This window comes from Sphingosinicella xenopeptidilytica (assembly GCF_042676985.1).
GTDB lineage: Bacteria > Pseudomonadota > Alphaproteobacteria > Sphingomonadales > Sphingomonadaceae > Sphingosinicella > Sphingosinicella xenopeptidilytica.
In genome coordinates this window covers 35630-56334 of record NZ_JBHTIK010000011.1, presented here as the reverse complement: position 1 = coordinate 56334, position 20705 = coordinate 35630, and the positions used below count along the sequence as shown (strand labels likewise).

Genomic DNA, 20705 nt, shown 5'->3' with positions numbered 1-20705 from the left:
CGCCATCAAACGGAATCCAGCCATCGGGGGCGCGTTCGTTTATGGCCAAAGCCCATGTCATCGTTCTTGGCAATGAAAAAGGCGGGACAGGCAAGTCCACGACCGCGGTCCACATCGCCGTCGCGCTGATGCACAGCGGCCGTAAGGTCGCCGCCATCGACCTCGATTCGCGGCAGCGCACCTTCACGCGCTACATGGAAAACCGGCAGAGCTTCTCGGACGGCCATGGCCTCGGCCTCAAGACGCCGCGCCTGCAAGTGATCGACGACAACGACAGCCACGGCGAAACGCTGCTGCGCACCACGCTCGACGCATGGGCACCGGTGGTGGACGTGATCGTGGTGGATACGCCCGGCCGCGACAGCCCCCTTTCGCGCGTCGCGCTCGGCCGCGCCGACACGCTGATCACGCCGATGAACGACAGCTTCGTCGACTTCGACCTCATCGGGCAGGTCGACCCGGACACGTTCAAGGTGAAGCGCCCGAGCTTCTATGCCGAGCTGATCTGGGACGCGCGCAAGGCCCGCGCGAAGACGGACGGCGGATCGGTGGACTGGGTGGTGGTGCGGAACCGCATGTCCTCGCTCGCCGCGAAGAATATGATTCGCGTGGGCGGCGCGCTCGACGAGCTTTCGAAGCGCATCGGCTTCCGCATCGCGCCCGGCCTTTCCGAACGCGTCATCTACCGCGAACTCTTCCCGCGCGGGCTGACGCTGCTCGACATCGGCGTCATCGACGACGTGAACATGAGCCACATCGCCGCGCGCAACGAGCTGCGCGAGCTGATCACGAGCCTTGCCCTCCCCGAAACCGAGGAAGCACAGAGCCTCGCCAGCTGATGATCGTGGTCCTCGCCCTTGCGGCGGGAGCGCTCGGCGCGCTGTGGTATACGGGTGCGCTGACACCGGTGCGGCTGCGCTGGATCGGCATCGCCGCGGGTGCTGCTCTCGCGCTGCGCCTGTTGCTGATCGGACAATGGCTGGGCGCGCTCATCGTTGGCGGCGTGACGGTGTGGCTGGCGCTGGGCCAGCGCGTGCCCCGTTCAGGACAGGACATCACGCCCGAGGAGGCAGGACGGCTGCTCGGCATTTCGGCTGACGCTGGCGCGGTGGAGATCAATGCGGCGTGGCGGCGGATGATCGCCGAGGTTCATCCCGACAAAGGCGGCTCCGCCGAAGCCTCGGCACGGATCAACGCGGCGAGGGATACGCTCCTGAAACATCTTCGCGCTAAGGAGCGTTGAGAGCGTAGCTTCGCGATTCTTTCAGCAAGGGCAGTATCTTGGACCGGCACGACTTCCACCCGACATCGCTTCGGGAATACGATATCCGCGGCATCATCGGCGAAACGCTGGGCGAGGACGACGCCTACGCGATCGGGCGCGGCTTCGGCACGCGCGTGCGCCGCGCAGGCGGAACCAAGGTCGCGGTCGGCTATGACGGGCGCCATTCCTCGCCGTCGCTGGAAGCGGCGCTGGTGCGCGGCCTTGAGGACACGGGCTGCGAAGCGCTTCGGATCGGACTGGGGCCAACGCCGATGCTCTATTTCGCCGTGCACCATCTGGATGCGGACGGCGGCGTGATGATCACGGGCAGCCACAACCCGCCCAATTACAACGGCTTCAAGATGATGCTGGGCCACGGGCCGTTCTACGGCGCCGACATCACTGGGATCGGGACGATGGCGGCGGCGGGCGATTGGGAGCGCGGCATCGGATCGAACCGCAAAGTCGATGTTTCCGAAGCTTACGTCCAGCGACTGCTCGGAGACGTGCCCGCGCATGGCTTCCGCATCGCATGGGATACGGGGAATGGGGCCGCCGGGCCGATCGTCGAGCGGCTGACCGCCGCTATGCCGGGCGAGCACCACCTTCTGTTCACCGATGTGGACGGCAATTTCCCGAACCATCACCCGGACCCGACCGAGGAGAAGAACCTCGTCGACCTTCGCCGTGTCGTCGCTGAAAAGGGCCTCGACTTCGGACTCGCCTTCGATGGCGACGGCGACCGCATCGGCGCGATCGACAGCACCGGGCGCATCATCTGGGGCGACCAGCTGCTGATGATCCTCGCCGAAGACGTACTGCGGGACGTGCCGGGCGCGACGATCATCGCCGACGTGAAGGCGAGCCAGGCGCTCTACGATCGCATCGCCGATCTCGGCGGCAAGCCGCTGATGTGGAAGACCGGCCATTCGCTCATAAAGGCGAAGATGAAGGAAACCGGCGCGCCGCTCGCGGGCGAGATGAGCGGGCATATCTTCTTCGCGCACCGCTACTACGGCTTCGACGATGCGATCTATGCCGCCGTTCGGCTGATCGGCGCGGTGGATCGGAGCGGCAAGTCGCTCACGGACCTCCGCGGCGCGATGCCCGCGATGGTGAACACGCCCGAACTGCGCTTCCCCTGCCCCGAGGAACGCAAGTTCGCCGTGATCGACGAAGTGCTGGCGCGGCTGGAAGCAAGCGGCGCGGACGTGAACCGCACCGACGGTGCGCGTGTGAACACCCCCGACGGCTGGTGGCTGCTGCGCGCCTCCAACACGCAGGACGTGCTCGTCGCGCGCGCGGAGGCGGTTTCGGCGGAAGCGCTCGATCGGCTTGTCGCTGCGATCAACGCGCAACTCTCCGCATCCGGCCTTGCGACGCTGACCGGGCACTGAGTTTGATCAGGCCCTGAGCGGGCCTCACATTTCACTTATGTTGCAGTGCACAAAAAGCCTTGACGAGTCGGGCGGACGTCCCTATGTTGCAGTGCAGCATAAGGTGTCCCTCTGGAGGTCACGATGGCTGAAGCAGCAAAGGTGGAAGTGAAAGTGGAACCCGTCACCGCGGCGCCGGCGAAGCCTGCCGCCGCTCCGAAGGCAGAAGCCGCACCCGCCGTTAAGGTTGAAGCGAAACCGGCACCGAAAGCCGCCGCGCCCACCCCTGCCGCGAAGCCGAAGGTGAACCCCAAGGCCGCCGCGAAGGTCGTGGCGAAGCCGGTGAAGCCGGCCCCCGCCAAGGTTGAGGCAAAGGTCGCGAAAGCGCCGACGCCGAAAGCCAAACCCAAACCAAAAACAGTGGCCCCCGCAGCCGTATCCGCGAAGGCCAGCGTCCCCCCGAAGCAGAAGGCAGTAATCATGACGATCAATGAAAACGTGAAGAAGCAGACCGAAACCGCGATGGCGCAGGGCAAGGCTGCTGTCGAACAGTTCCAGACGAAGACGCGCGAAGCGCTCGACAAGAGCACCAAGGCCGCCGAGGAGCTGGGCAGCTTCACGCGCGAGAACGTGGAAGCGTTCGTCGAATCCGGCAAGATCGCCGCGAAGGGCTTCGAGACGCTGACGCAGTCGGCGATCGAACTCGCCAAGAAGAACGGCGAAGCCGCGACGACGGCGTTCAAGTCGTTCTCGTCTGCCAAGAGCGCCAACGAGCTGCTTCAGCTGCAGAGCGATTTCGCCCGCACGCAGTTCGACAAGTTCATCGCTGACAGCAGCAAGATGACCGAAGCGTTCGTGAAGCTTTCGAACGACGTGTTCGAGCCGATCTCCAGCCGCTTCGCGGTTGCGGCCGACAAGTTCAAGACGGCCGCTGTCGCCAAGTAAGCGCTGCGCCAGACATTGGTATCGGAAGGGCGGTCGCATCTGCGGCCGCCCTTTTCGTTCATGGTCTTGTTATCGCTGCCGTACCTGCAATATCATGACGCAGTGCGAAACCTCGTGAGTGAGCGGATGAATGACTGATCGCGAGTCAGACGACCGGAACGGTTCCGGCACGGACACCGGCGTCGCGACCAAGACCAAGCCCAAGACCAAAAAGCCTGCGCTTTACAGGGTCTTGATGCTGAACGACGACTACACGCCGATGGAATTCGTGGTGGAAACGCTGCGGCGCTTTTTCCGCATGTCCACCGAGGATGCGACGCGCGTGATGCTGCAGGTCCACCACAAAGGCGTCGGCCTGTGCGGCGTGTTTACCTACGAGGTCGCCGAAACCAAGGTGAACCAGGTGCTCGATTTCGCGCGGCAGAACCAGCACCCGCTGCAGTGCACGCTGGAAAAAGCCTGAAACCAATTCGGCTGATTGAAGTTTTTGATTGCAGTCAATGACATAATCCATTGGCGGTGGTTTCCGATTTCCACGAGTATGCAGCGACGAAAGGAAACATCATGTCCGACACTGAATCCCACATCGGCATCCCCGAGGCTGGCCGCGCCAAGATCGCCGACGGCCTCGCCCACGTTCTTGCCGACACCTATTCGCTCTACCTGAAGACCCACAACTTCCACTGGAACGTCACGGGTCCGATGTTCAACTCGCTGCACACGATGTTCGAGACGCAGTACAACGAGCTGTGGCTGGCGACCGACGAGATCGCGGAACGCATCCGCGCGCTCGGCCATTTCGCGCCGGGTAGCTATAGCGCGTTCGGCAAGCTCACCAGCATCAAGGAAGCGCCCGAGCAGCCGCCCGAAGCGATGGAGATGGTGAAGCAGCTCGCCGAGGGTCACGAGGCCGTCGCGCGCACGGCGCGGAAGATCTTCTCGACCGTGGAAGATGCGGGCGACGAGGTCTCGGTCGACCTGCTCGTCGGCCGGATGCAGTATCACGAGAAAACCGCGTGGATGCTGCGTTCGATCCTCGGTTAACCAAGGCCCCCCTATTGATTCGGGTGAGTTGACGCTTCGGGCGCCTCACCCGAATTTGGGGGCATGGGAGCCTCCGCACCAAAGGTCTGCATCATCGGCGCCGGTTGCAGCGGTTTCACGACCGCCAAGCGGCTCGCCGACCACGGCATTGCCTTCGACATCTTCGAAAAGTCCGACCGCGTCGGCGGCAACTGGGCGTATGGCAACCCGAACGGCGTTTCGGCCTGCTACCAGTCCCTGCACATCGACACCTCGAAAACGCGGCTGCAGTTCGAGGATTTCCCGGTTCCGGCGGACTGGCCGGACTTCCCGCACCACAGCCTGATCGACAGCTACTTCAACGCCTACGTCGACCATTTCGGGCTGCGCGAGCGCATCCTCTTCAACACCGAGGTGACGGCGTGCCGGCCACTCGACGGCAGCGGCTGGGAGGTGACCGCCGGCGGCGAAACGCGCCGCTACGACGTGCTGGTGGTTGCGAACGGGCATCACTGGAAACCGAATATCCCGGCCTTTCCCGGTCCCTTCGACGGGGCACAGATCCACAGCCACGACTACCGTACGCCGTTCGAACCCGTGAACATGGTGGGGAAGCGCGTGCTCGTCGTCGGGCTCGGCAACAGCGCGGTCGATATCGCCTCCGAACTTTCGCAGCGGCCGATGGCGGCGAAGCTGTTCGTCGCTGCGCGCCGCGGCGTGTGGGTGCTGCCGAAGTATCTCGGCGGCAAACCTTCGGACAAGCAGGCGCTGCCCGAATGGATGCCGATCGGCCTCAAGCGCCGCCTCGCCGCGTTCGTAGTTAAACGCGCGGTGGGGAGCATGGAGAGCTACGGCCTCCCCGCCCCCGATCATGCCCCGCTCGAAGCGCACCCCACGGTCAGCTCCGAATTCCTGCTGCGCTGCGGATCGGGCGACATCACGGTGAAGCCGAACATCGCGTCATTCGAAGGCGGCAGCGTGCGCTTCGAAGACGGCAGCAGCGAGGCGATCGACGCGATCGTCTATGCGACCGGCTACCAGATTTCCTTCCCGTTCCTGAGCGATGCCGACGCGCCAGTCGTCGACAACCACATCGGGCTTTTCAAGCGCATGGTGAGGCCAGAGCGGACGGACTTGTGGTTCATGGGGCTCGCGCAGTCGCTGCCGACGCTGGTGAACCTCGCCGAGCAGCAATCGAAGCTGCTCGCGGCGTGGCTGACCGGCGCCTATGGTTTACCGGATGCGAACGCGATGCGGCGCATGATCGGCGAGGACGAGACCCGGCATCAAGGCCACTATTACGCCTCGCGCCGCCACACGATGCAGGTGGATTTCGACGTTTATAAACGCGAGATCGCGCATGAACTGAAAGCCGGACAAAACCGGCGCAAAGACCGGCCGGCGGCAACGACCGCCAACGCCGCCTGAGGAGGATACAATGGACCTGTCGTTCAGCCCCGAAGACGCCGCCTTCCGCGAGGAGGTGCGCCGCTTCATCGACGAGAATTATCCCGAAAACCTGAAGGGCAAGCTCGACGAGGGCGAGGAATGGTCGAAGGAAGACTATCTCTCGTGGCACCGGATTCTGGGCAAGAAAGGCTGGGTCGCGCCCGCGTGGCCGACCGAATACGGCGGGCCGGGCTGGAGCGCGACGCAGCGCTACATCTTTTCAGAAGAACTGGCGCGCGCCGACACGGTCCCCATCCTGCCGTTCGGCATCAGCATGGTCGCCCCCGTGATCTACACGTTCGGCACGCCCGAGCAGAAGGCGCGCTTCCTGCCGCGCATCCTTTCGGGCGAGGACTGGTGGTGCCAGGGCTATTCGGAGCCGGGCGCGGGATCGGACCTCGCCTCGCTGCGCACCAAGGCCGAGCGCGACGGCGACCACTATATCGTGAACGGCCAGAAGACGTGGACGACGCTCGCGCAGCACGCCGACTGGGGCTTCTTCCTCGTCCGCACCGATGCCTCGGTGAAGGCGCAGGAGGGCATTTCCTTCCTCCTCATCGACATGAAGACGCCCGGCATCACCGTGCGCCCGATCATCACGCTCGGCGGCGAGCACGAGGTGAACGAGGTGTGGCTGGAAAACGTGCGCGTGCCGGTGGAAAACCGCGTGCATGAAGAGAACAAGGGCTGGACCTGCGCCAAGTTCCTGCTCGCGCACGAGCGCACCGGCATCGCGGGCGTCGCGCGCTCCAAGCGCGGCATCGAGAAGCTGCGCGCGATCGCGGCGACCGAGCTGGACGGCGACCGGTCGCTGATCGAGAACCCGTTCTTCAAGCGCAAGATCGCCGAGCTGGAAATCGACCTCGCCGCGCTCGAATTCACCGAACTGCGCGGGCTGGCGGCACTCGCGGCCGGAAAGCCGCCGGGGGCGGAATCCTCGCTCCTCAAGATCAAGGGCACCGAGATCCAGCAGCGCATCACCGAGCTGACGCTGGAAGCGGTGGGCCACTACGGCGCTCCCTGGTTCCGCGGCTTCGGAGACAGCGACAACGAGCACGCCATCGGCCCCGAATACGCGCTGCGCGCCGCACCGACCTATTTCAACATGCGAAAGACCTCGATCTACGGCGGATCGAACGAAATTCAGCGCGGGATCATCGCAAAGATGGTTCTCGGGCTGTAGGGGCAAGACAATGGACTTCAGCTACACCGAAACGCAGACGATGGTGCGCGATACGCTCGCGCGCTTCCTTGCCGACCGCTACGACCACGAAACGCGCATGAAGATTTCGCGTGGGGACGGCTGGTCGCCCGATATCTGGAAGGCTTTCGCCGAAGAACTCGGCATCCTCGCGGCGCCCTTTGCCGAAAGCCTCGGCGGGCTCGGCGGCGGCGCGGTCGAGAACATGATCGTGATGGAGGAACTGGGCAAGGCGCTGGTGCTGGAACCCTATCTTTCAACGGTGGTGATCGGGGGCGGCTTCGCGCGCGAGACCGGCCGCACGGACCTTGTGGAAAGCATCATCGCGGGAACGCTGACGACGGCGTTCGCGTGGGCGGAACCCAAGGGGCGTTTCGATCCGGCGAACATCGCGACGAGCGCGAAGCGGTCCGGCAGCGGCTGGACGCTCTCCGGGCACAAGGCCGTGGTGCGCGATGCGCCGTTCGCGAGCCACCTGATCGTCACCGCGCGCACCGGCGGCGGGCAGCGCGAGCAGGCCGGCGTGAGCCTGTTTCTGATCGAGAACGGCGCGAAGGGCGTCGTGCGGCGGGACTACCCGACCGCGGACGGCGGCCGCGCCTCCGAGGTCTATTTCGAGAACGCCGAAGTGCCCGGCGAAGCGCTGCTCGGCGAGACCGACGGCGCCTTCCCGCTCGTCAGCCGGATCATCGACGAGGCGACGACGGCGCTCTGCGCCGAAGCCGTCGGCGTGCTGCACGAACTCCACCGGCAGACGCAGGACTATGCCCAGCAAAGGAAGCAGTTCGGCCAGCCGATCTCGAAGTTCCAGGTGCTGCAGCACCGCATGGTCGACATGTTCATGGAGGCCGAGCAGGCGGCATCGATGGCGCTGATGGCAACGCTGAAACTCCCCGATCCCGCCGCCGTTTCGATGGCCAAGGCGAAGATCGGCAAGGGGCTGACGCTGAGTGGACAGGAAGCCATCCAGATCCACGGCGGCATGGGCATGACCGACGAACTCGCGATCGGCCACTACTTCAAACGTGCGACGATGATCGAAAGCCAGTTCGGGAACACGGATTGGCATTTGCAGCGCTACGAGGCGCTGGCGTTCGGGGAAGCGGCGTAAGGCTTCTTCCTCCCCTCCTCTTCGGGGGGTATGTCGATTGCAAACTTCCCCTCGTCACCCCGGCGAAGGCCGGGGCCCATAACCACGGCCCCATGGATACCGGCCTACGCCGGTATGACGGGTGTGTAGAGGAGCCGCAGCGCCAACCGCGGGTTTGCAAGCGGTACAATCGCCTCTCAGAGGAGTGGCTCCCTGCGCGTCAATCCTCGATCGCGGCGTAGACCATCGTCTTGAGTTCGCGGCGGACGGGGTAGGACGATGAGGGGATGAGCTGTGTCATGAAGATGCAGATGAGGTCTTCGACCGGATCGATCCAGAACGCCGTGGAGGCGGCGCCGCCCCAGAAATAGTCGCCGGCCGAGCCCGGGATCATCGTCTTGGCCGGGTCCATCGTCGTCGCGAAGCCGAGGCCGAAGCCGATGCCGTTGTAGTTCGCCTCCGAGAACAGCGAGACCGACAGCGCGGGCAGATCGACGCCGCCCGGCAGGTGGTTCGCGGTCATCAGGTCGAGCGTCTTGCGGCTGATGTAGCGGCGACCATCCGCCTCGCCGCCGTTCAGCAACATCTGCGCGAACTTCAGGTAATCGTGCGCGGTGCCGACGAGGCCGCCGCCGCCCGAAACGAACGCGGGCGGTTTCAGGAAGCCGGAAAGCGCGGGGTCATCCTGCAGGATGGTGCGGCCGTTCGGGGTGAGCGCGTAGCAGGCGGCGAGGCGATGCGCCTCGCCCGCGCGGACCTGAAAGTCTGTGTCGATCATTCCGAGCGGCGTCAGCAGGCGCTCGCGCAGGAAATCCTCGAAGGATTGCCCGGAGATGCGCTCGATCAGATAGCCGATCACATCTGTGGCGACCGAATAGTTCCACTTATCGCCCGGCGAGAACTCGAGCGGCAGCTCGGCAAGCCCCGCGATCATCTGGGCGAGCGTGATCGTGCCCTTCTCGATCTCGCCGATGCCGCGCGCGCGGTAGGCGGCGTCCACGTTGGTGCGGTTCTGGAAACCGTAGGTGAGGCCCGAGGTGTGACGCAGCAGATCGACGACGAGCATCGGCCGGGCGGGCACCGCCGTCTGGAACCCGAGCTTGTCAATGCCGCCCGCGAAGACCCCGAGGTCTTTCCATTCCGGGATGTAGCGGTGCACGGGATCGTCGAGCGCGACACGCCCCTCCTCCACCAGCATCATGAACGCGACCGACGTGACCGGCTTCGTCATCGAATAGATGCGGAAGATCGTGTCCTCCGCGACCGGCGTGCCGCGTTCGCGATCGGCAAGGCCGCGCACGCCGACATGGGCGATCTCGCCCCGGCGCGCAACGAGCGTGAGCGTGCCAGGCATCTTGCCCGAAGCGACATATGTCTGCTCCAGGAAATCGTCGATCCGCGCGAGGCGCGCGGCCGACATGCCATGTCCCTGACCGACTTTCAGCACCAACAGGGCCTCCTTCAACGCACCCTCGCCTTGTACGACGCCATCGTACACGGATGCACTCGCCAATGTCATCGGTTTCGCGTATCCGGGCCGGCTGTTTTGAAACCGGTTCAATGATCATGCTGAAGACACACACCGCCGCGCGCGGAAGCCTCTCCGAACTGCTGGCGCTTGCCTCGCCGGTGATCCTGTCGCGCCTCGGCATCATGATGATGGGGCTAACGGACGCGATCGTCGTGGGGCACCATAGCTCGATCGAACTCGGCTATCACGCGCTCGGCTGGGCGCCGACGATGATCGCGCTGACGACGGGCGTCGGGCTGCTGACGGGCGTGCAGGTGCTGACGGCGCAGCGCATCGGCGAGGGCCGCCCCGAGGATGCGGGCGCAGTGCTGCGGCGCGGGCTGATCTTCGCCGCAGCGGTGGGTGTTATTTTCGGTGCGGTGCTTTGGGTGGGCGCCGGGCCGGCGATGCACGCCATCGGGCTCGAACCCGCGCTTGCCGAGGGTTCGGCGGCGGTCGCCCGCACATTCGCGCTCTCGACGCCTGCCTACCTGCTCGCGATCGCCCTCACCTTCTGGCTGGAGGCGCTCGGGCGCCCAGGCCCCGCCGCGGCGCTGATGTGGGGTGCGAACATCGTCAATCTTGCGGCGAACCTCTGGCTGGTGCCGGGCACCTCGCCGTTTCCGGTCGAAGGCGCCGTAGCCTCGGCGACCGCGACGTTCATCGCGCGCACCGCGCTCGTCCTGGGACTTGCCGCCTATCTCGTGTTGTGGTCCGACGCGCGCCGGAAATATGGCCTTTTCGCCGCTGCGCCCGGTGCGCCGGGATGGAAACCGCTGATCTGGATCGGCGGCGCGTCGGCCGCCTCGCTGTTCGTCGAAACCAGCGCCTTTGCGGGCATGAACGCCATCGCGGGCCTGCTCGGCGGGCTGGAGGCGGCGGCATGGGCGGTGGTTTTCAACGTCGCCGCGATCGTCTTCATGGTACCGCTCGGCTTCGCCTCGGCGACCGCCGTTCTCGTGGGGCGCGGCTTCGGTGAACGCTCACCCGCCGCCGTTCGCCGATCGGGAATGCAGGGCTTCGCGGCGACCGGATCGGCGCTCGTCGTGATCGCAGCGATTGTCGCGCTGCTGCCGGAAACGATCGTAAGCGCCTACACGACCGATCCCGCGCTCGTCGTGCTCGCGGTGCCGGCGATGGCGCTTTCGTCGCTGTTCTTCGTTGCGGACGGGCTGCAGGTCGTCGCCGCGAACGCGCTGCGCGCGCGCGACGATGTGTGGCTGCCTACGCTCACCCACACGATCAGCTACGCAGGTGTGATGCTGCCGCTCAGTTACGTGCTGGGATTGTCGCTCGGCATGGGCCTGATCGGCCTCGTCTGGTCGGTGGTGATCGCCAGCGTCATCTCGTCGGGCTTCCTGCTCGCGCGTTTCTGGTGGCTCTCGCGCCGCTCATTCGGCCCGGAGGCGAAGGCTCTCCAGAGCCTCGCGTAGCAGCGGCGGCAACGGCGCGTTGCCGTGTTCGTCGCGGTGGACGAGCACCGAATCGCAAAGCCCGATGCAGGCGCCGCGCTGGATCATGGCGAGGCCGAGCCGGTAGGATGACCCGCCGATGTGAACGACGCCGACGCCGATCTCGACCGGATCGGGCCAGTGCCCTTCCGCGAGGTAATCGATCGCGAGGTGCGCGATGAAACCCCGGAAGCGTTCAAGCCCCGGCCGCCGGTGCAGATCGAAATGAAAGCGGACGCGCCCCTCTTCATAGAAGCGCGCGACCGCCACATTGTTGAGGTGCCGGTTGAGGTCCATGTCGCCGAAGCGTGGCACCATTTCGATCCGAAACGGATAGGCGGCCAAATCCCGGCGGCGCGGATCATCCCTCATGCATCAGCCTTCCAACGTCGAATCGGCGTTAGACATGGCAGGTCGAGGCCGCCGGGTCCGCCCTTCAATCGGACAGGGTCCGCAGAAGATCAGGCCTTGAGCAGCCGTTCCACGATGGCATCCGCCGCGGCTTCCGGCGAAAGCTTGGTGGTGTCGATGCGGATTTCGGGGCTTTCCGGGGCCTCGTAGGGGCTGTCGATGCCGGTGAAGTTGCGGAGCTGACCGGCGCGGGCCTTCTTGTAGAGACCCTTCACGTCGCGCTTCTCGGCTTCGGCGAGCGGGGTATCGACGAACACTTCGATGAAGTCGCCTTCGGGCAGCATGGCGCGGACCATCTGCCGCTCCGCGCGGAACGGCGAGATGAAGGCGGTGAGCACGATGAGGCCCGCGTCCGTCATCAACTTCGCCACCTCGCCCACGCGGCGGATGTTCTCCACGCGGTCGGCCTCGGTGAAGCCGAGGTCCTTGTTGAGACCGTGGCGGACGTTGTCGCCGTCGAGCAGGAAGGTGTGCTTGCCGAGGGCGTGCAGCTTCTTTTCGACGAGGTTGGCGATCGTCGACTTGCCCGCGCCCGAGAGGCCGGTGAACCAGAGCAGCTTCGGCTGCTGCGCCTTCTGCGCGGCGTGCGCCTCGCGCGTGATGTCCGCCGCCTGCCAGTGGATGTTCTGCGAGCGCCGGAGCGCGAAGTGGATGAGGCCCGCGCCGACGGTGGCGTTCGTCATACGGTCGATGAGGATAAAGCCGCCGAGCTCGCGGCTCTCCGCATAGGGCGCGAACGGGATCGGCTTGCCGAGCGCGATGTTGACGACGCCGATGGCATTCAAATCGAGCGTCTTCGCGGCGAGGCGCTCCAGCGTGTTGACGTTCACCTCGTACTTGGGTTCGGTGATCGTCGCGGAGACGGTGGTGGTGCCGAGCTTCAGCCAATAGGGGCGGCCGGGCAGCATCTTCGCGTCCGACATCCAGACAACCGTCGCTTCGAACTGGTCGGCGACTTCGAGCGGCGAGTCCGCCGAGACGATAACGTCCCCGCGCGAGCAATCGATCTCGTCGGCAAGCGTGAGCGTGACCGACTGGCCCGCGACAGCTTCATCGAGGTCGCCGCCTGCCGTGACAATGCGCGCCACGCTGGAGGTCTTGCCCGAGGGCACAACGCGGACGGCGTCGCCCGGCTTCACGCTTCCGGCAGCGATCTGCCCCGCAAACCCACGGAAATCGAGATCGGGACGGTTCACCCACTGTACCGGCAACCGCAAAGGCCCCGCCTGACGCGCGGTGCCGTCCACCTCGACGGTTTCCAGATGCTCGACGAGGCTCGGCCCTTCGTACCACGGCGTGTTCTCGCTGCGGCTGCCGATATTGTCGCCGCCAAGGCCGGAAATCGGGATCGCCTTGAAGCGCGTGATGCCGATCTCGGTCGCGAAGGCGCGGTAATCGAGCACGATGCGATCGAAGACGGCGCGGTCGTAGCCGACGAGGTCCATCTTGTTGACCGCGAGCACGAGGTTCCGGATGCCGAGCAGGTGCGCGAGGTAGGTGTGACGGCGCGTCTGCGTGAGCACGCCCTTGCGCGCATCGATGAGGATGATGGCGAGGTCCGCCGTGGAGGCGCCCGTCACCATGTTGCGCGTGTACTGCTCGTGGCCGGGCGTATCGGCGACGATGAACTTGCGCTTGTCGGTCGCGAAAAAGCGGTAGGCGACGTCGATGGTGATGCCCTGCTCGCGCTCGGCGGCGAGGCCGTCCACCAGCAGCGCGAAATCGAGCGCGCCGCCCTGCGTGCCGACCGTCTTCGAATCCGCCGCGAGCTTCGCGAGCTGATCCTCGAAGATCATCTTGCTGTCATAGAGAAGCCGGCCGATCAGTGTCGATTTGCCGTCATCCACCGAGCCGCAGGTGATGAAACGCAGCAGCGACTTGTTTTCGTGCTGCTCCAAGTACGCTTCGATGTCGCGCTCAATAAGGTCCGAGGAGCCGTAAACTTCGAGGGCCATCAGAAATACCCCTCCTGCTTCTTCTTTTCCATCGAGGCGGCCTGATCGTGATCGATTGCCCTGCCCTGCCGTTCGGAGGTGGTGGTGAGCAGCATTTCCTGGATGATCTCAGGCAGCGTCGCCGCGCGGCTTTCAACCGCACCCGTCAGCGGATAGCAGCCGAGCGTGCGGAACCGGATCGAGCGCATCTCGGGCGTTTCGCCCTCGGCGAGCGGGAAGCGATCGTCGTCCACCATCAGCAGCAGGTCGCCGCGGCGTACCGTGGGGCGCTCTTCCGAGAAATACAGCGGCACGATCGGGATGTTCTCGCGATGGATATATTGCCAGATGTCGAGCTCGGTCCAGTTCGAGATCGGGAACACGCGGATGCTTTCGCCCTTGTTCTTGCGGACGTTGTAGAGGTTCCACAGCTCCGGGCGCTGGTTCTTGGGGTCCCAGCGGTGCGTCGACGTGCGGAAGCTCATGATGCGTTCCTTGGCGCGGCTCGCTTCCTCGTCGCGGCGCGCGCCGCCGAAAGCCGCGTCGAAGCCATAGTGGTCGAGCGCCTGCTTCAGGCCTTCGGTCTTCCACATGTCGGTATGCAGCGCCGAGCCGTGATCGAACGGGTTGATGCCCCGCGCCTTCGCCTCGGGGTTATGCCATACGAGAAGCTCCATGCCTGCGTCTGCGGCGGACTTTTCGCGCAGGTCGTACATCGCGCGGAACTTCCACGTCGTGTCGACATGCAGCAGCGGGAACGGCGGCGGCGCCGGATAGAACGCCTTCTTCGCCAGATGCAGCATCACGGCGGAGTCCTTGCCGATGGAATAGAGCATCACCGGCTTCTCACACTCCGCGACGACCTCGCGGAAGATGTGCAGGCTTTCGGCTTCAAGGCGATCGAGATGGGTCAGGGGCTTCATGGCACCGCTCTATGCGCGAACAGACCTTACCAAACAAAATACAAAGTCTTGTGTACCGCCTAGCTCTGTTTTCCGGCTCCATTTTTAGCCCCGGTCACGCACTGTCACAAAACTGTAATAATTCATTTACGAGACTGTCACAAAATTGTAATGTTCGAGCAAAGAGGGGTTCCTGAGTCGCATGAACCGGGGGACCAGTACCGAGGGAGTGTCGCTATGAAACTTGCGTTTGCCGCCACCGCCGCCGCGCTCCTTGCCGGCTGCACCACGTCGCCCACCCAGCAGGCCGAAATCGGTTACGCGCCGGGCTCGCTCGGCTACGCCGCGATGACCAAGGGCGACTGGCAGAAGGCCGAAACCCAACTGTCGCGGACGAACGCGGACGATCCCGCCCGCCTGCTCAACCTCGCGCAGATCTACCGCGTGACCGAGCGCGATCTCGCCGCGCGCGACCTTTATGCGAAGGTGCTGGAAGAAGACGACATGCAGCTCGTGCTTTCAGACGGCAGCGTCGTCTCAGCCCACGCGGTCGCGAAATCAGCGCTGCAGACGACAGCGACCGCCGCCCGCAACTAACGACAGCCGATCAGGCCGAAGACCGGAAGCACGACCGAACCGCGCGCTGACTGCCAGGTCAGCGTGCCTTGCGGAATGATGGCGCCCGCAAGCAGGCCTTCGCGCTGCTCGATGCGAACATCGATGGCGATGCTGTGCCCGGCGCCCGCGAAGCGCTGAACGGAGGCGTGGCGGACGATGGGGTCGCCTTCCGACGCGGTGCGCGCGAACACGATGACCTTGCCGCCATCGACGATGCGGATCGTTGCCGGCTCATCCAGAACGAAAGCGATGCGGCGCGCGGGCTCGGTGCGCTGCCAGAGCGCCATGCCGCACTGCCCCTGCTGAAGCTCCTGCTGCGGCAACTCGGCGAGCGGACGTTCAGCGGAAATGCTGGTCGCCAGCGGACGCGGTGCCGGACCGCCCGCGCCGCCGCAGGACGCAGCGGCCAGCGCGCCGAGCAGAATCGCGGCGCGCTTCATTGCAGGCGCCCCTCTCCGCGCAGCACGAGATTGCCGCCTTCGCGCACGAAACCCGCGGCGAGCAGGCCGGCATCGGTGTCCGGCGCGCCCGCGACCTTGATCTCGTAGGTGTAGCCAGCATCGCCCGCGACGTGGACGAAGAGGCTCGCATCGCCCGCCGGGGTGCGCCCCGTGAGCGGCAGCAGCAGGCGCCCATCGGCACAGGTCGCGGTGCCCGCAAGCGACATGCTGGACGTCTCCATCCGCACGTCGGCAGAGACGGCGCCTGATGCGGTGCGGCAGACCTTGTCCGCAAAGGCAACGCTGAAATCCTGAAGCGAAAGCGTCGCGGCTATGCCCGGCACGAGCGGCGGCATCGGAATGGCAGCTGTGACGCCCTCGGCGGAGAAGGCGCCGCGCGCAGCCTCAAGCGCGCCGACGGGCGCGGCTCCTTCCGCCTCTGGCGCGAAACGGAAACGCGCCTTGCCGGTGAGAAGCGCGAGCGGCGAGAGCGACAGGCGCAGATCGCCGAGCGAGGCGCTTCCGAACCCCGCACCCGCCGCGTGCCCGGACCAGATCGAGCCCGAAACGCTGCGCGCGTGGAAGCCCTGCGCCGGGAGCGGCGACAGCGACAGCGCGAACGCCAGCGGGAACAGGATCAGCAGGAACAGAACCAGCGCCGCGGCGAACACTGCGGCGAGCGTACGGGCCGGAAGCACCGTCATGCGCCGCTGTCCGAAAAGCCGATCTCGGCCGAGACAGTGGAATCGTCGTTGCGCTGCACGAGCACGCGGTCCGCGACGACACCGTCCTTCTCGAGTCCCGCGATCCAGCCGAACAGGAAGGTCGGCTTCACCGCTGCGATGCCGACGCGCACGCCGCCGCCATCTTCTGGCTGGGTAGAGGTGAATTCGAGTCCCGCCGCGCTCGCTGAAGCGGCGACGACATCGCGCACCGCGCGAGCGTCCTTGCGGGCGGAGGTCCCGCCCTCCGCAGCGATCCCTGCCGCGGCGGCGCGCACCGAGGGCATCTGCGCGGCGATACGGTCGTGGCGCTCGGCGGCACTTTCCCGGAACGCCGCGAGCGGCCGCAGGATCACGAGCCAGAAGAGCATCGCGAGCACGATGATGCCGAGGACACCAAGCAGGCGCTGCTCGCGCGCATCGCGGCCGTTCCACCATGTTAACGCTGTTTGCATCACAGGCGCGTCACCTCGACATCGATCCGCTGGCCGTTGTCACCGCTGCGCGAGGCGCCCTCGACGAGGTTCAACCCATCCGCCGCCATGCGCTGTTTCACAGGATCGACAGTAGCGCCCATCGGCGCGATCAGCGTCGCGCGCATCGCGCCCGTCGGCTCGTAGCGCAGCGATTCGAGCCGGATCGTGCCGCTCGCCTGCAGCGCGCCGAACAGCGACGCCGCCATGCCGGTGAAACCGCCACCGGATGCCGACGCGGCGTAGCGCTGCTGAAGCTGCAAGGCCGGATCGGTGATCGCCGTGCCCGGCAGCGCTTTCGCGGCGAGCGTATTTATCTCCGCCTCCAGCGCGTTCGCCGCGAAGTGGTGGCGCAGCGCGAGCGCGAGATCGGCGCCGAGCCATGCCGCGACGATGCCTGCCGCGAGCAGCGCCATGCGCCGGATATCGGCACGGCCGAACGCACGCGGGGCGGCCTTGCGGAATTCGCCCTGCCGGAGATTGAGCGGCACCTCGGGATAGGCAGGAAGATCGAGGATATCGCGCAGGATCGGCCGCAGCGGACGCCCGCCGATCAGCATTTCGGCAAGCGCGGGCTCTGTCTCGAGCGCGAGATCAGGCGCCCGCACGAGCAGCATGTCGCCCGCGCGGAGCGTGCTGACGGCATCCTCGATCACGGGCAGCATCAGCGGCGCGGGCACCATCTCGTCGGGATCGAGGCCGTGGTGTGTGAGCGCGGCGAGCCAGCCCGCCATCACGCCCTTGTCGACGATACCGATGAGGCGGCGACCGGCGGTATCCGCGCCTTCCGCCGCCGCGACGTGCTGATCGGCAATCGGCGCAGCGACGAAATCGGCGGCGAGGTGGCGCGCGGCGGCCGCGGCCTGCGCGGCGGACGCTGCCGGGAGCTCCACCCAGTGCAGCGACACGGCACTGCCCGGCACGATCGCGGTGACGCGCGTGTCCTCGTCGATCTGCGCCTCGGCATCGTCGACGAGCAGCCCGGACGCGAGCGTGCGCCCGTCTTCGCCCTGCGTGCGCCAGCGCAGGGCCGTCCCCGAGGCGGGGAGCAGAACGAAAAGGCGGCGGCTCATTCCTCGACCGTCCAGCGGCGCTCGACAACGCGCGTGCGATCGCGCGAGACATCGAGCAGCGCGGTTTCGGTGAGCGCGGTGCCCGGCATCTCCATATCGATCTCGAGCGCGAACCAGCGCGAGGTCAGCTTCACCTGATCAAGCTCCTCGCTCGACGGCGACAGCGCCGCGAGCACGGGGTGTTCCCAGAAATCGAGAACGTCGGTCCAGCCACCCGCCGGACGGCCCGCCATCACCTGACGCGCCGCATCGGGCGTGAGCCGCCCCGGCAGGATCATCGTCAGAAGCGGCGCCTGGGCCGCTTCGAGCGTGTTGACGTTGATCGGTGAAAGTTCAGTTGTCGGCAAGGCGCATACCCAAGGTCTCACGACTTCATAGATTTCCGGCGTGATCCCCGCAACCGCGCGCAGTTCGCTGACTTCAGCGAGCATCGTATTTCCCGTGCGGTACGCGGGCGACAGCCCCGTGTAGGCTTCATCCTCGCCGCCGAGGGGCAGCGGCACCGAATCCGCGTCGATCCAGTCCGCGAGCGTGAAGGCGGCGCGGCGCGCCTGGGCTTCGGAAATGCCGAGCGTTGTCATCAATGCCGTGAACTGCGCGATGCCGCGCGGGCGGGCGCGCAGCGTCGTGGGAGAGCCGCCGTCCGCGACGCTGTTGAGGTTGAAGCAGTTGCCGCCATCGGAGACGCGGGCACGGATGGTTCCGGTCTTGTCGGGCGTCGGGAACACGAATTCGCGGCCGCTCCAACCGGCGGGCAATTGTTCGCCTGCCGTGCTGACGAGCGCGGCGATGCGTTCGAGCGCCATCACTTCGGCGCCGAGCACGGTGTAGCGCGCCTGCATGGCGACGCGGCTGTTGCCCGCCATGCGCACTGAGCGGTTGATGGTTTCGAGCGCGGTCGCGGTGAGCGCGCCCATCACCGCCACCAGCATCAGCACGGTGAGCAGCGCCATGCCGCGCTCGCGCATACGCCGCTTCATAGCGGCACCTGCGTGAGGAAAAGCTGGCGCACGACGCCGAAGCGCGCCGTGGTCGCGTCTATGCGGACGGCGAGCGGCAGGATGCTCGGCTGCAGCGGATCCCATGCCGCGCGCCAATCGGCGGTTGCGACCGCGCCGGGTGTCGGGTCCGGCGCGGCGCGGTAGGCGACATCGACGCTGCTCACGCCCTTCGCCAGCACCGCAGGCTCGCCGAATGCCGCGCCGTCCACCATCGGCCGGGCGCGGCGCACGATGGCATCGTTTTCGAGCCGGTATTCGACATATTGCAGCGATGCGCGCGGCGCGGCGCCAGGGTTTTCCCAGCCGCGCCGTACGAATGCGAACAGGCGCCCGTTGCCGTCGGCGCCTTCGAATGCCGGACGCGCCTCCCCCGCTTCGCCGCGCGGCATACGCTCGGCCGCCTGCGCGAGATCGGCGCGGAGCGCGGCGCGCAGACGCTGGAAATCCTGCACCGACGTCGACACGTCCGACAGGCGAAGCTGCGCGTCGGCGGAGTTGCCGAGCACGACGACAGCCGCCGCCGCGAGCAGCGAGAAGACGAAGAGCGCGACCAGCGTCTCGACGAGGGTGAAGCCGTTCCTCACGGCGCGGTAACGCCCCGGAAGGCCGTGAGATCGCCCGCCGCGCCGCCGGGGCCGCGCACGGCGACGGAAATGCGGATGAGGCGCGCGTTTTCGGTGCGCGCGACCTGCCGCGTCACGTTCCAGTTCACGCCGGCGTTCACCACCGTGCCGCTGGTCTCGCCGAGCGGAGGCGGCTCGGGCTGGGTGAGTGCATCGACGACGGCGTTCTCGGCGACGATATCGGCGAGGAGCACGTCCTCGACGCGGCCTGCCGTCAGCGCGTTGGCGGCGCCGAGGCGGATCAGCGCGAGCACGGCGAGGCCGAGCACGGCCATCGCGACCATGACCTCGATCAGCGTGAAGCCGTGCTCACGCCCCCGCATCGACCCGCACCTCACCCGAGCCAAGCACGCGCACGACGGTGCGCTTGTCGTCGTTCATCAGCGTCAGCGCCTGCGCCTCGCTCATGCCGACGCTGTCGAAACTGACGCGGAGCTCGCCGTTTTCAGGGAGCGCGGGCGTTGTCCCGCCGCGCCACGCCGCCTCGCCAAGCGGTTCGTCGGCGAGCGGCTTCCACGTCTTGCCCTGCCGCTCGACGAAACGGTAGCCGCGCGCATCGAGGATCGCGGAGGTCTCGCGGTTCGCCAGAATAGCGTGATCGCGCGCCGCCAGCAGCCGCGCGGCAAGGCGCTCGCTCTCGCGCGCCAGCGTCGATTCCGAAGACGGCAGATTCACTACCACGACCGCCGTCATCAGCCCGACGATCGCCAGCACCACCATCATCTCGACGAGGGTGAAGCCGCGCTCGGCGCTAATTCTGCCAGTTGCCGAGATCGGCATCATCCCCTTCCCCGCCCGGCTTGCCGTCCGCGCCGAACGAAAAAATGTCGAAGCGGCCGTTCGTACCGGGGAACGCGTACTGATAGGGATTGCCCCACGGGTCTGCCGGAAGCCGCTGGAGATAACCGCCGCTGCGATAACGATCCGGCCGCGCCAGCGTGGCAGGCGGTGTGACGAGGGCCTGCAGGCCGTCTTCTGTGCGCGGGTAGGTCATGTTGTCGATGCGGTACATTTCCATCGCCTGACCGATCAGCGCGATATCGGCGCGCGCTTTCTCCACCATCGCGCGGTCCTGGCTCGGCAGCACGTTGATGACCACGAACGTCGTGAGCAGGCCGATGATGGCGAGCACGACCATCAGTTCCACGAGCGTGAACCCGTCTTCGCGTTTCTTCTTCTGTTCGGGCGTCTGCACGGGG

At 66.3% G+C, this 20705-nt stretch carries 24 protein-coding genes; 11 read left to right on the top strand and 13 right to left on the bottom strand.

The genetic code is table 11. From position 1 onward, the window contains the following. The first annotated feature begins 41 nt into the window (after nucleotides 1–41). The 9 genes from ACFQ00_RS14685 to ACFQ00_RS14645 all read left to right on the top strand — a co-directional run bounded on the left by ACFQ00_RS14685 (nucleotide 42) and on the right by ACFQ00_RS14645 (nucleotide 8369). Nucleotides 42–839: a division plane positioning ATPase MipZ gene (locus ACFQ00_RS14685; protein WP_374598716.1), complete on the top strand. Its 798-nt coding sequence runs from the start codon at nucleotides 42–44 to the stop codon at nucleotides 837–839. Beyond that, nucleotides 839–1243, top strand: a complete 405-nt coding sequence (locus tag ACFQ00_RS14680; RefSeq protein ID WP_381492360.1) for a J domain-containing protein — start codon at nucleotides 839–841, stop codon at nucleotides 1241–1243. The genes ACFQ00_RS14685 and ACFQ00_RS14680 overlap by 1 nt, the downstream gene beginning before the upstream one ends. A 38-nt stretch (nucleotides 1244–1281) precedes the next feature. Next, nucleotides 1282–2661 (top strand): phosphoglucomutase/phosphomannomutase PgmG, encoded by a 1380-nt coding sequence (pgmG, locus tag ACFQ00_RS14675; RefSeq protein WP_381492356.1) that lies wholly within the window; start codon nucleotides 1282–1284, stop codon nucleotides 2659–2661. Nucleotides 2662–2784: 123 nt separating this feature from the next. Next, nucleotides 2785–3585 carry a phasin family protein gene (gene phaP, locus ACFQ00_RS14670; protein WP_381492354.1) on the top strand — a complete coding sequence of 267 codons (801 nt, stop codon included), beginning with the start codon at nucleotides 2785–2787 and terminating at the stop codon, nucleotides 3583–3585. A 130-nt stretch (nucleotides 3586–3715) separates the two neighbouring features. Continuing rightward, nucleotides 3716–4048, top strand: a complete 333-nt coding sequence (gene clpS, locus ACFQ00_RS14665; RefSeq protein WP_293782787.1) for an ATP-dependent Clp protease adapter ClpS — start codon at nucleotides 3716–3718, stop codon at nucleotides 4046–4048. A 101-nt stretch (nucleotides 4049–4149) separates the two neighbouring features. Then, entirely contained in the window at nucleotides 4150–4629 is a 480-nt protein-coding gene (locus tag ACFQ00_RS14660) for a Dps family protein (protein ID WP_381492351.1), read from the top strand. 63 nt (nucleotides 4630–4692) lie between these two features. Continuing rightward, a complete protein-coding gene (locus tag ACFQ00_RS14655; protein WP_381492350.1) occupies nucleotides 4693–6036 on the top strand; it encodes a flavin-containing monooxygenase in 1344 nt (447 codons plus the stop codon). A gap of 10 nt (nucleotides 6037–6046) precedes the next feature. Further along, nucleotides 6047–7240 (top strand): acyl-CoA dehydrogenase family protein, encoded by a 1194-nt coding sequence (locus tag ACFQ00_RS14650; protein ID WP_381492347.1) that lies wholly within the window; start codon nucleotides 6047–6049, stop codon nucleotides 7238–7240. A gap of 10 nt (nucleotides 7241–7250) precedes the next feature. Continuing rightward, nucleotides 7251–8369: an acyl-CoA dehydrogenase family protein gene (locus ACFQ00_RS14645; protein WP_381492344.1), complete on the top strand. Its 1119-nt coding sequence runs from the start codon at nucleotides 7251–7253 to the stop codon at nucleotides 8367–8369. A gap of 199 nt (nucleotides 8370–8568) precedes the next feature. Here ACFQ00_RS14645 and ACFQ00_RS14640 read toward each other — a convergent pair whose 3' ends face one another. Beyond that, nucleotides 8569–9795, bottom strand: a complete 1227-nt coding sequence (locus tag ACFQ00_RS14640; protein ID WP_381492342.1) for a serine hydrolase domain-containing protein — start codon at nucleotides 9793–9795, stop codon at nucleotides 8569–8571. 113 nt (nucleotides 9796–9908) lie between these two features. Between ACFQ00_RS14640 and ACFQ00_RS14635 the strand changes: the two genes are divergently transcribed. After that, nucleotides 9909–11291, top strand: coding sequence for an MATE family efflux transporter (locus ACFQ00_RS14635; RefSeq protein ID WP_381492339.1), 1383 nt, complete (start codon nucleotides 9909–9911; stop codon nucleotides 11289–11291). Here the strand turns inward: ACFQ00_RS14635 and ACFQ00_RS14630 are convergent. From ACFQ00_RS14630 to cysD, 3 genes are all read right to left on the bottom strand, one after another. Further along, complete coding sequence (locus tag ACFQ00_RS14630; protein ID WP_381492336.1) at nucleotides 11250–11681, bottom strand: acyl-CoA thioesterase; 432 nt, start codon at nucleotides 11679–11681, stop codon at nucleotides 11250–11252. The two genes, ACFQ00_RS14635 and ACFQ00_RS14630, sit on opposite strands and share 42 nt — an antisense overlap. A gap of 89 nt (nucleotides 11682–11770) precedes the next feature. After that, nucleotides 11771–13675, bottom strand: a complete 1905-nt coding sequence (cysN, locus tag ACFQ00_RS14625) for a sulfate adenylyltransferase subunit CysN (RefSeq protein ID WP_381492333.1) — start codon at nucleotides 13673–13675, stop codon at nucleotides 11771–11773. Continuing rightward, the gene (gene cysD, locus ACFQ00_RS14620; protein WP_381492330.1) at nucleotides 13675–14577 is read right to left on the bottom strand and encodes a sulfate adenylyltransferase subunit CysD; all 903 of its coding nucleotides are present in this window, start codon (nucleotides 14575–14577) and stop codon (nucleotides 13675–13677) included. Before cysD ends, cysN begins: the two co-directional genes overlap by 1 nt. A gap of 216 nt (nucleotides 14578–14793) precedes the next feature. Here cysD and ACFQ00_RS14615 point away from each other — a divergent pair, with 216 nt between their 5' ends. After that, the gene (locus ACFQ00_RS14615; protein WP_381492327.1) at nucleotides 14794–15153 is read left to right on the top strand and encodes a hypothetical protein; all 360 of its coding nucleotides are present in this window, start codon (nucleotides 14794–14796) and stop codon (nucleotides 15151–15153) included. Here ACFQ00_RS14615 and ACFQ00_RS14610 read toward each other — a convergent pair. The 9 genes from ACFQ00_RS14610 to gspG are packed head-to-tail and all read right to left on the bottom strand — an operon-like array spanning nucleotide 15150 to nucleotide 20701. Beyond that, nucleotides 15150–15614, bottom strand: coding sequence for a hypothetical protein (locus ACFQ00_RS14610; RefSeq protein WP_381492323.1), 465 nt, complete (start codon nucleotides 15612–15614; stop codon nucleotides 15150–15152). The genes ACFQ00_RS14615 and ACFQ00_RS14610 overlap by 4 nt on opposite strands. Next, complete coding sequence (gspN, locus tag ACFQ00_RS14605; protein WP_381492320.1) at nucleotides 15611–16318, bottom strand: type II secretion system protein N; 708 nt, start codon at nucleotides 16316–16318, stop codon at nucleotides 15611–15613. Before gspN ends, ACFQ00_RS14610 begins: the two co-directional genes overlap by 4 nt. After that, complete coding sequence (gene gspM, locus ACFQ00_RS14600) at nucleotides 16315–16791, bottom strand: type II secretion system protein GspM (RefSeq protein WP_381492317.1); 477 nt, start codon at nucleotides 16789–16791, stop codon at nucleotides 16315–16317. Before gspM ends, gspN begins: the two co-directional genes overlap by 4 nt. Then, complete coding sequence (gene gspL / locus ACFQ00_RS14595; RefSeq protein ID WP_381492314.1) at nucleotides 16791–17882, bottom strand: type II secretion system protein GspL; 1092 nt, start codon at nucleotides 17880–17882, stop codon at nucleotides 16791–16793. The genes gspM and gspL overlap by 1 nt, the downstream gene beginning before the upstream one ends. After that, a complete protein-coding gene (gene gspK / locus ACFQ00_RS14590) occupies nucleotides 17879–18862 on the bottom strand; it encodes a type II secretion system minor pseudopilin GspK (RefSeq protein WP_381492311.1) in 984 nt (327 codons plus the stop codon). The genes gspL and gspK overlap by 4 nt, the downstream gene beginning before the upstream one ends. Next, nucleotides 18859–19467: a type II secretion system minor pseudopilin GspJ gene (gene gspJ / locus ACFQ00_RS14585; protein WP_381492309.1), complete on the bottom strand. Its 609-nt coding sequence runs from the start codon at nucleotides 19465–19467 to the stop codon at nucleotides 18859–18861. The genes gspK and gspJ overlap by 4 nt, the downstream gene beginning before the upstream one ends. Beyond that, the gene (gspI, locus tag ACFQ00_RS14580; RefSeq protein WP_381492306.1) at nucleotides 19464–19829 is read right to left on the bottom strand and encodes a type II secretion system minor pseudopilin GspI; all 366 of its coding nucleotides are present in this window, start codon (nucleotides 19827–19829) and stop codon (nucleotides 19464–19466) included. Before gspI ends, gspJ begins: the two co-directional genes overlap by 4 nt. After that, nucleotides 19816–20289, bottom strand: a complete 474-nt coding sequence (locus ACFQ00_RS14575) for a GspH/FimT family pseudopilin (protein ID WP_381492303.1) — start codon at nucleotides 20287–20289, stop codon at nucleotides 19816–19818. The genes gspI and ACFQ00_RS14575 overlap by 14 nt, the downstream gene beginning before the upstream one ends. Next, nucleotides 20258–20701 carry a type II secretion system major pseudopilin GspG gene (gene gspG / locus ACFQ00_RS14570; RefSeq protein WP_374598674.1) on the bottom strand — a complete coding sequence of 148 codons (444 nt, stop codon included), beginning with the start codon at nucleotides 20699–20701 and terminating at the stop codon, nucleotides 20258–20260. The genes ACFQ00_RS14575 and gspG overlap by 32 nt, the downstream gene beginning before the upstream one ends. Nucleotides 20702–20705 lie beyond the last annotated feature (4 nt).

Coding starts and splice junctions, on each gene's coding strand:
- cysN (WP_381492333.1), bottom strand. CDS start 13,675: ATGGCCCTCGAAGTTTACGGCTCCTCGGACCTTATTGAGCGCGACATC.
- cysD (WP_381492330.1), bottom strand. CDS start 14,577: ATGAAGCCCCTGACCCATCTCGATCGCCTTGAAGCCGAAAGCCTGCAC.
- ACFQ00_RS14655 (WP_381492350.1), top strand. CDS start 4,693: ATGGGAGCCTCCGCACCAAAGGTCTGCATCATCGGCGCCGGTTGCAGC.
- ACFQ00_RS14680 (WP_381492360.1), top strand. CDS start 839: ATGATCGTGGTCCTCGCCCTTGCGGCGGGAGCGCTCGGCGCGCTGTGG.
- ACFQ00_RS14615 (WP_381492327.1), top strand. CDS start 14,794: ATGAAACTTGCGTTTGCCGCCACCGCCGCCGCGCTCCTTGCCGGCTGC.
- ACFQ00_RS14645 (WP_381492344.1), top strand. CDS start 7,251: ATGGACTTCAGCTACACCGAAACGCAGACGATGGTGCGCGATACGCTC.
- gspL (WP_381492314.1), bottom strand. CDS start 17,882: ATGAGCCGCCGCCTTTTCGTTCTGCTCCCCGCCTCGGGGACGGCCCTG.
- gspN (WP_381492320.1), bottom strand. CDS start 16,318: ATGACGGTGCTTCCGGCCCGTACGCTCGCCGCAGTGTTCGCCGCGGCG.
- phaP (WP_381492354.1), top strand. CDS start 2,785: ATGGCTGAAGCAGCAAAGGTGGAAGTGAAAGTGGAACCCGTCACCGCG.
- ACFQ00_RS14635 (WP_381492339.1), top strand. CDS start 9,909: ATGATCATGCTGAAGACACACACCGCCGCGCGCGGAAGCCTCTCCGAA.
- ACFQ00_RS14630 (WP_381492336.1), bottom strand. CDS start 11,681: ATGAGGGATGATCCGCGCCGCCGGGATTTGGCCGCCTATCCGTTTCGG.
- ACFQ00_RS14610 (WP_381492323.1), bottom strand. CDS start 15,614: ATGAAGCGCGCCGCGATTCTGCTCGGCGCGCTGGCCGCTGCGTCCTGC.
- clpS (WP_293782787.1), top strand. CDS start 3,716: ATGACTGATCGCGAGTCAGACGACCGGAACGGTTCCGGCACGGACACC.
- gspI (WP_381492306.1), bottom strand. CDS start 19,829: ATGCGGGGGCGTGAGCACGGCTTCACGCTGATCGAGGTCATGGTCGCG.
- ACFQ00_RS14685 (WP_374598716.1), top strand. CDS start 42: ATGGCCAAAGCCCATGTCATCGTTCTTGGCAATGAAAAAGGCGGGACA.
- ACFQ00_RS14575 (WP_381492303.1), bottom strand. CDS start 20,289: ATGATGCCGATCTCGGCAACTGGCAGAATTAGCGCCGAGCGCGGCTTC.
- gspK (WP_381492311.1), bottom strand. CDS start 18,862: ATGAAGCGGCGTATGCGCGAGCGCGGCATGGCGCTGCTCACCGTGCTG.
- ACFQ00_RS14660 (WP_381492351.1), top strand. CDS start 4,150: ATGTCCGACACTGAATCCCACATCGGCATCCCCGAGGCTGGCCGCGCC.
- gspM (WP_381492317.1), bottom strand. CDS start 16,791: ATGCAAACAGCGTTAACATGGTGGAACGGCCGCGATGCGCGCGAGCAG.
- ACFQ00_RS14650 (WP_381492347.1), top strand. CDS start 6,047: ATGGACCTGTCGTTCAGCCCCGAAGACGCCGCCTTCCGCGAGGAGGTG.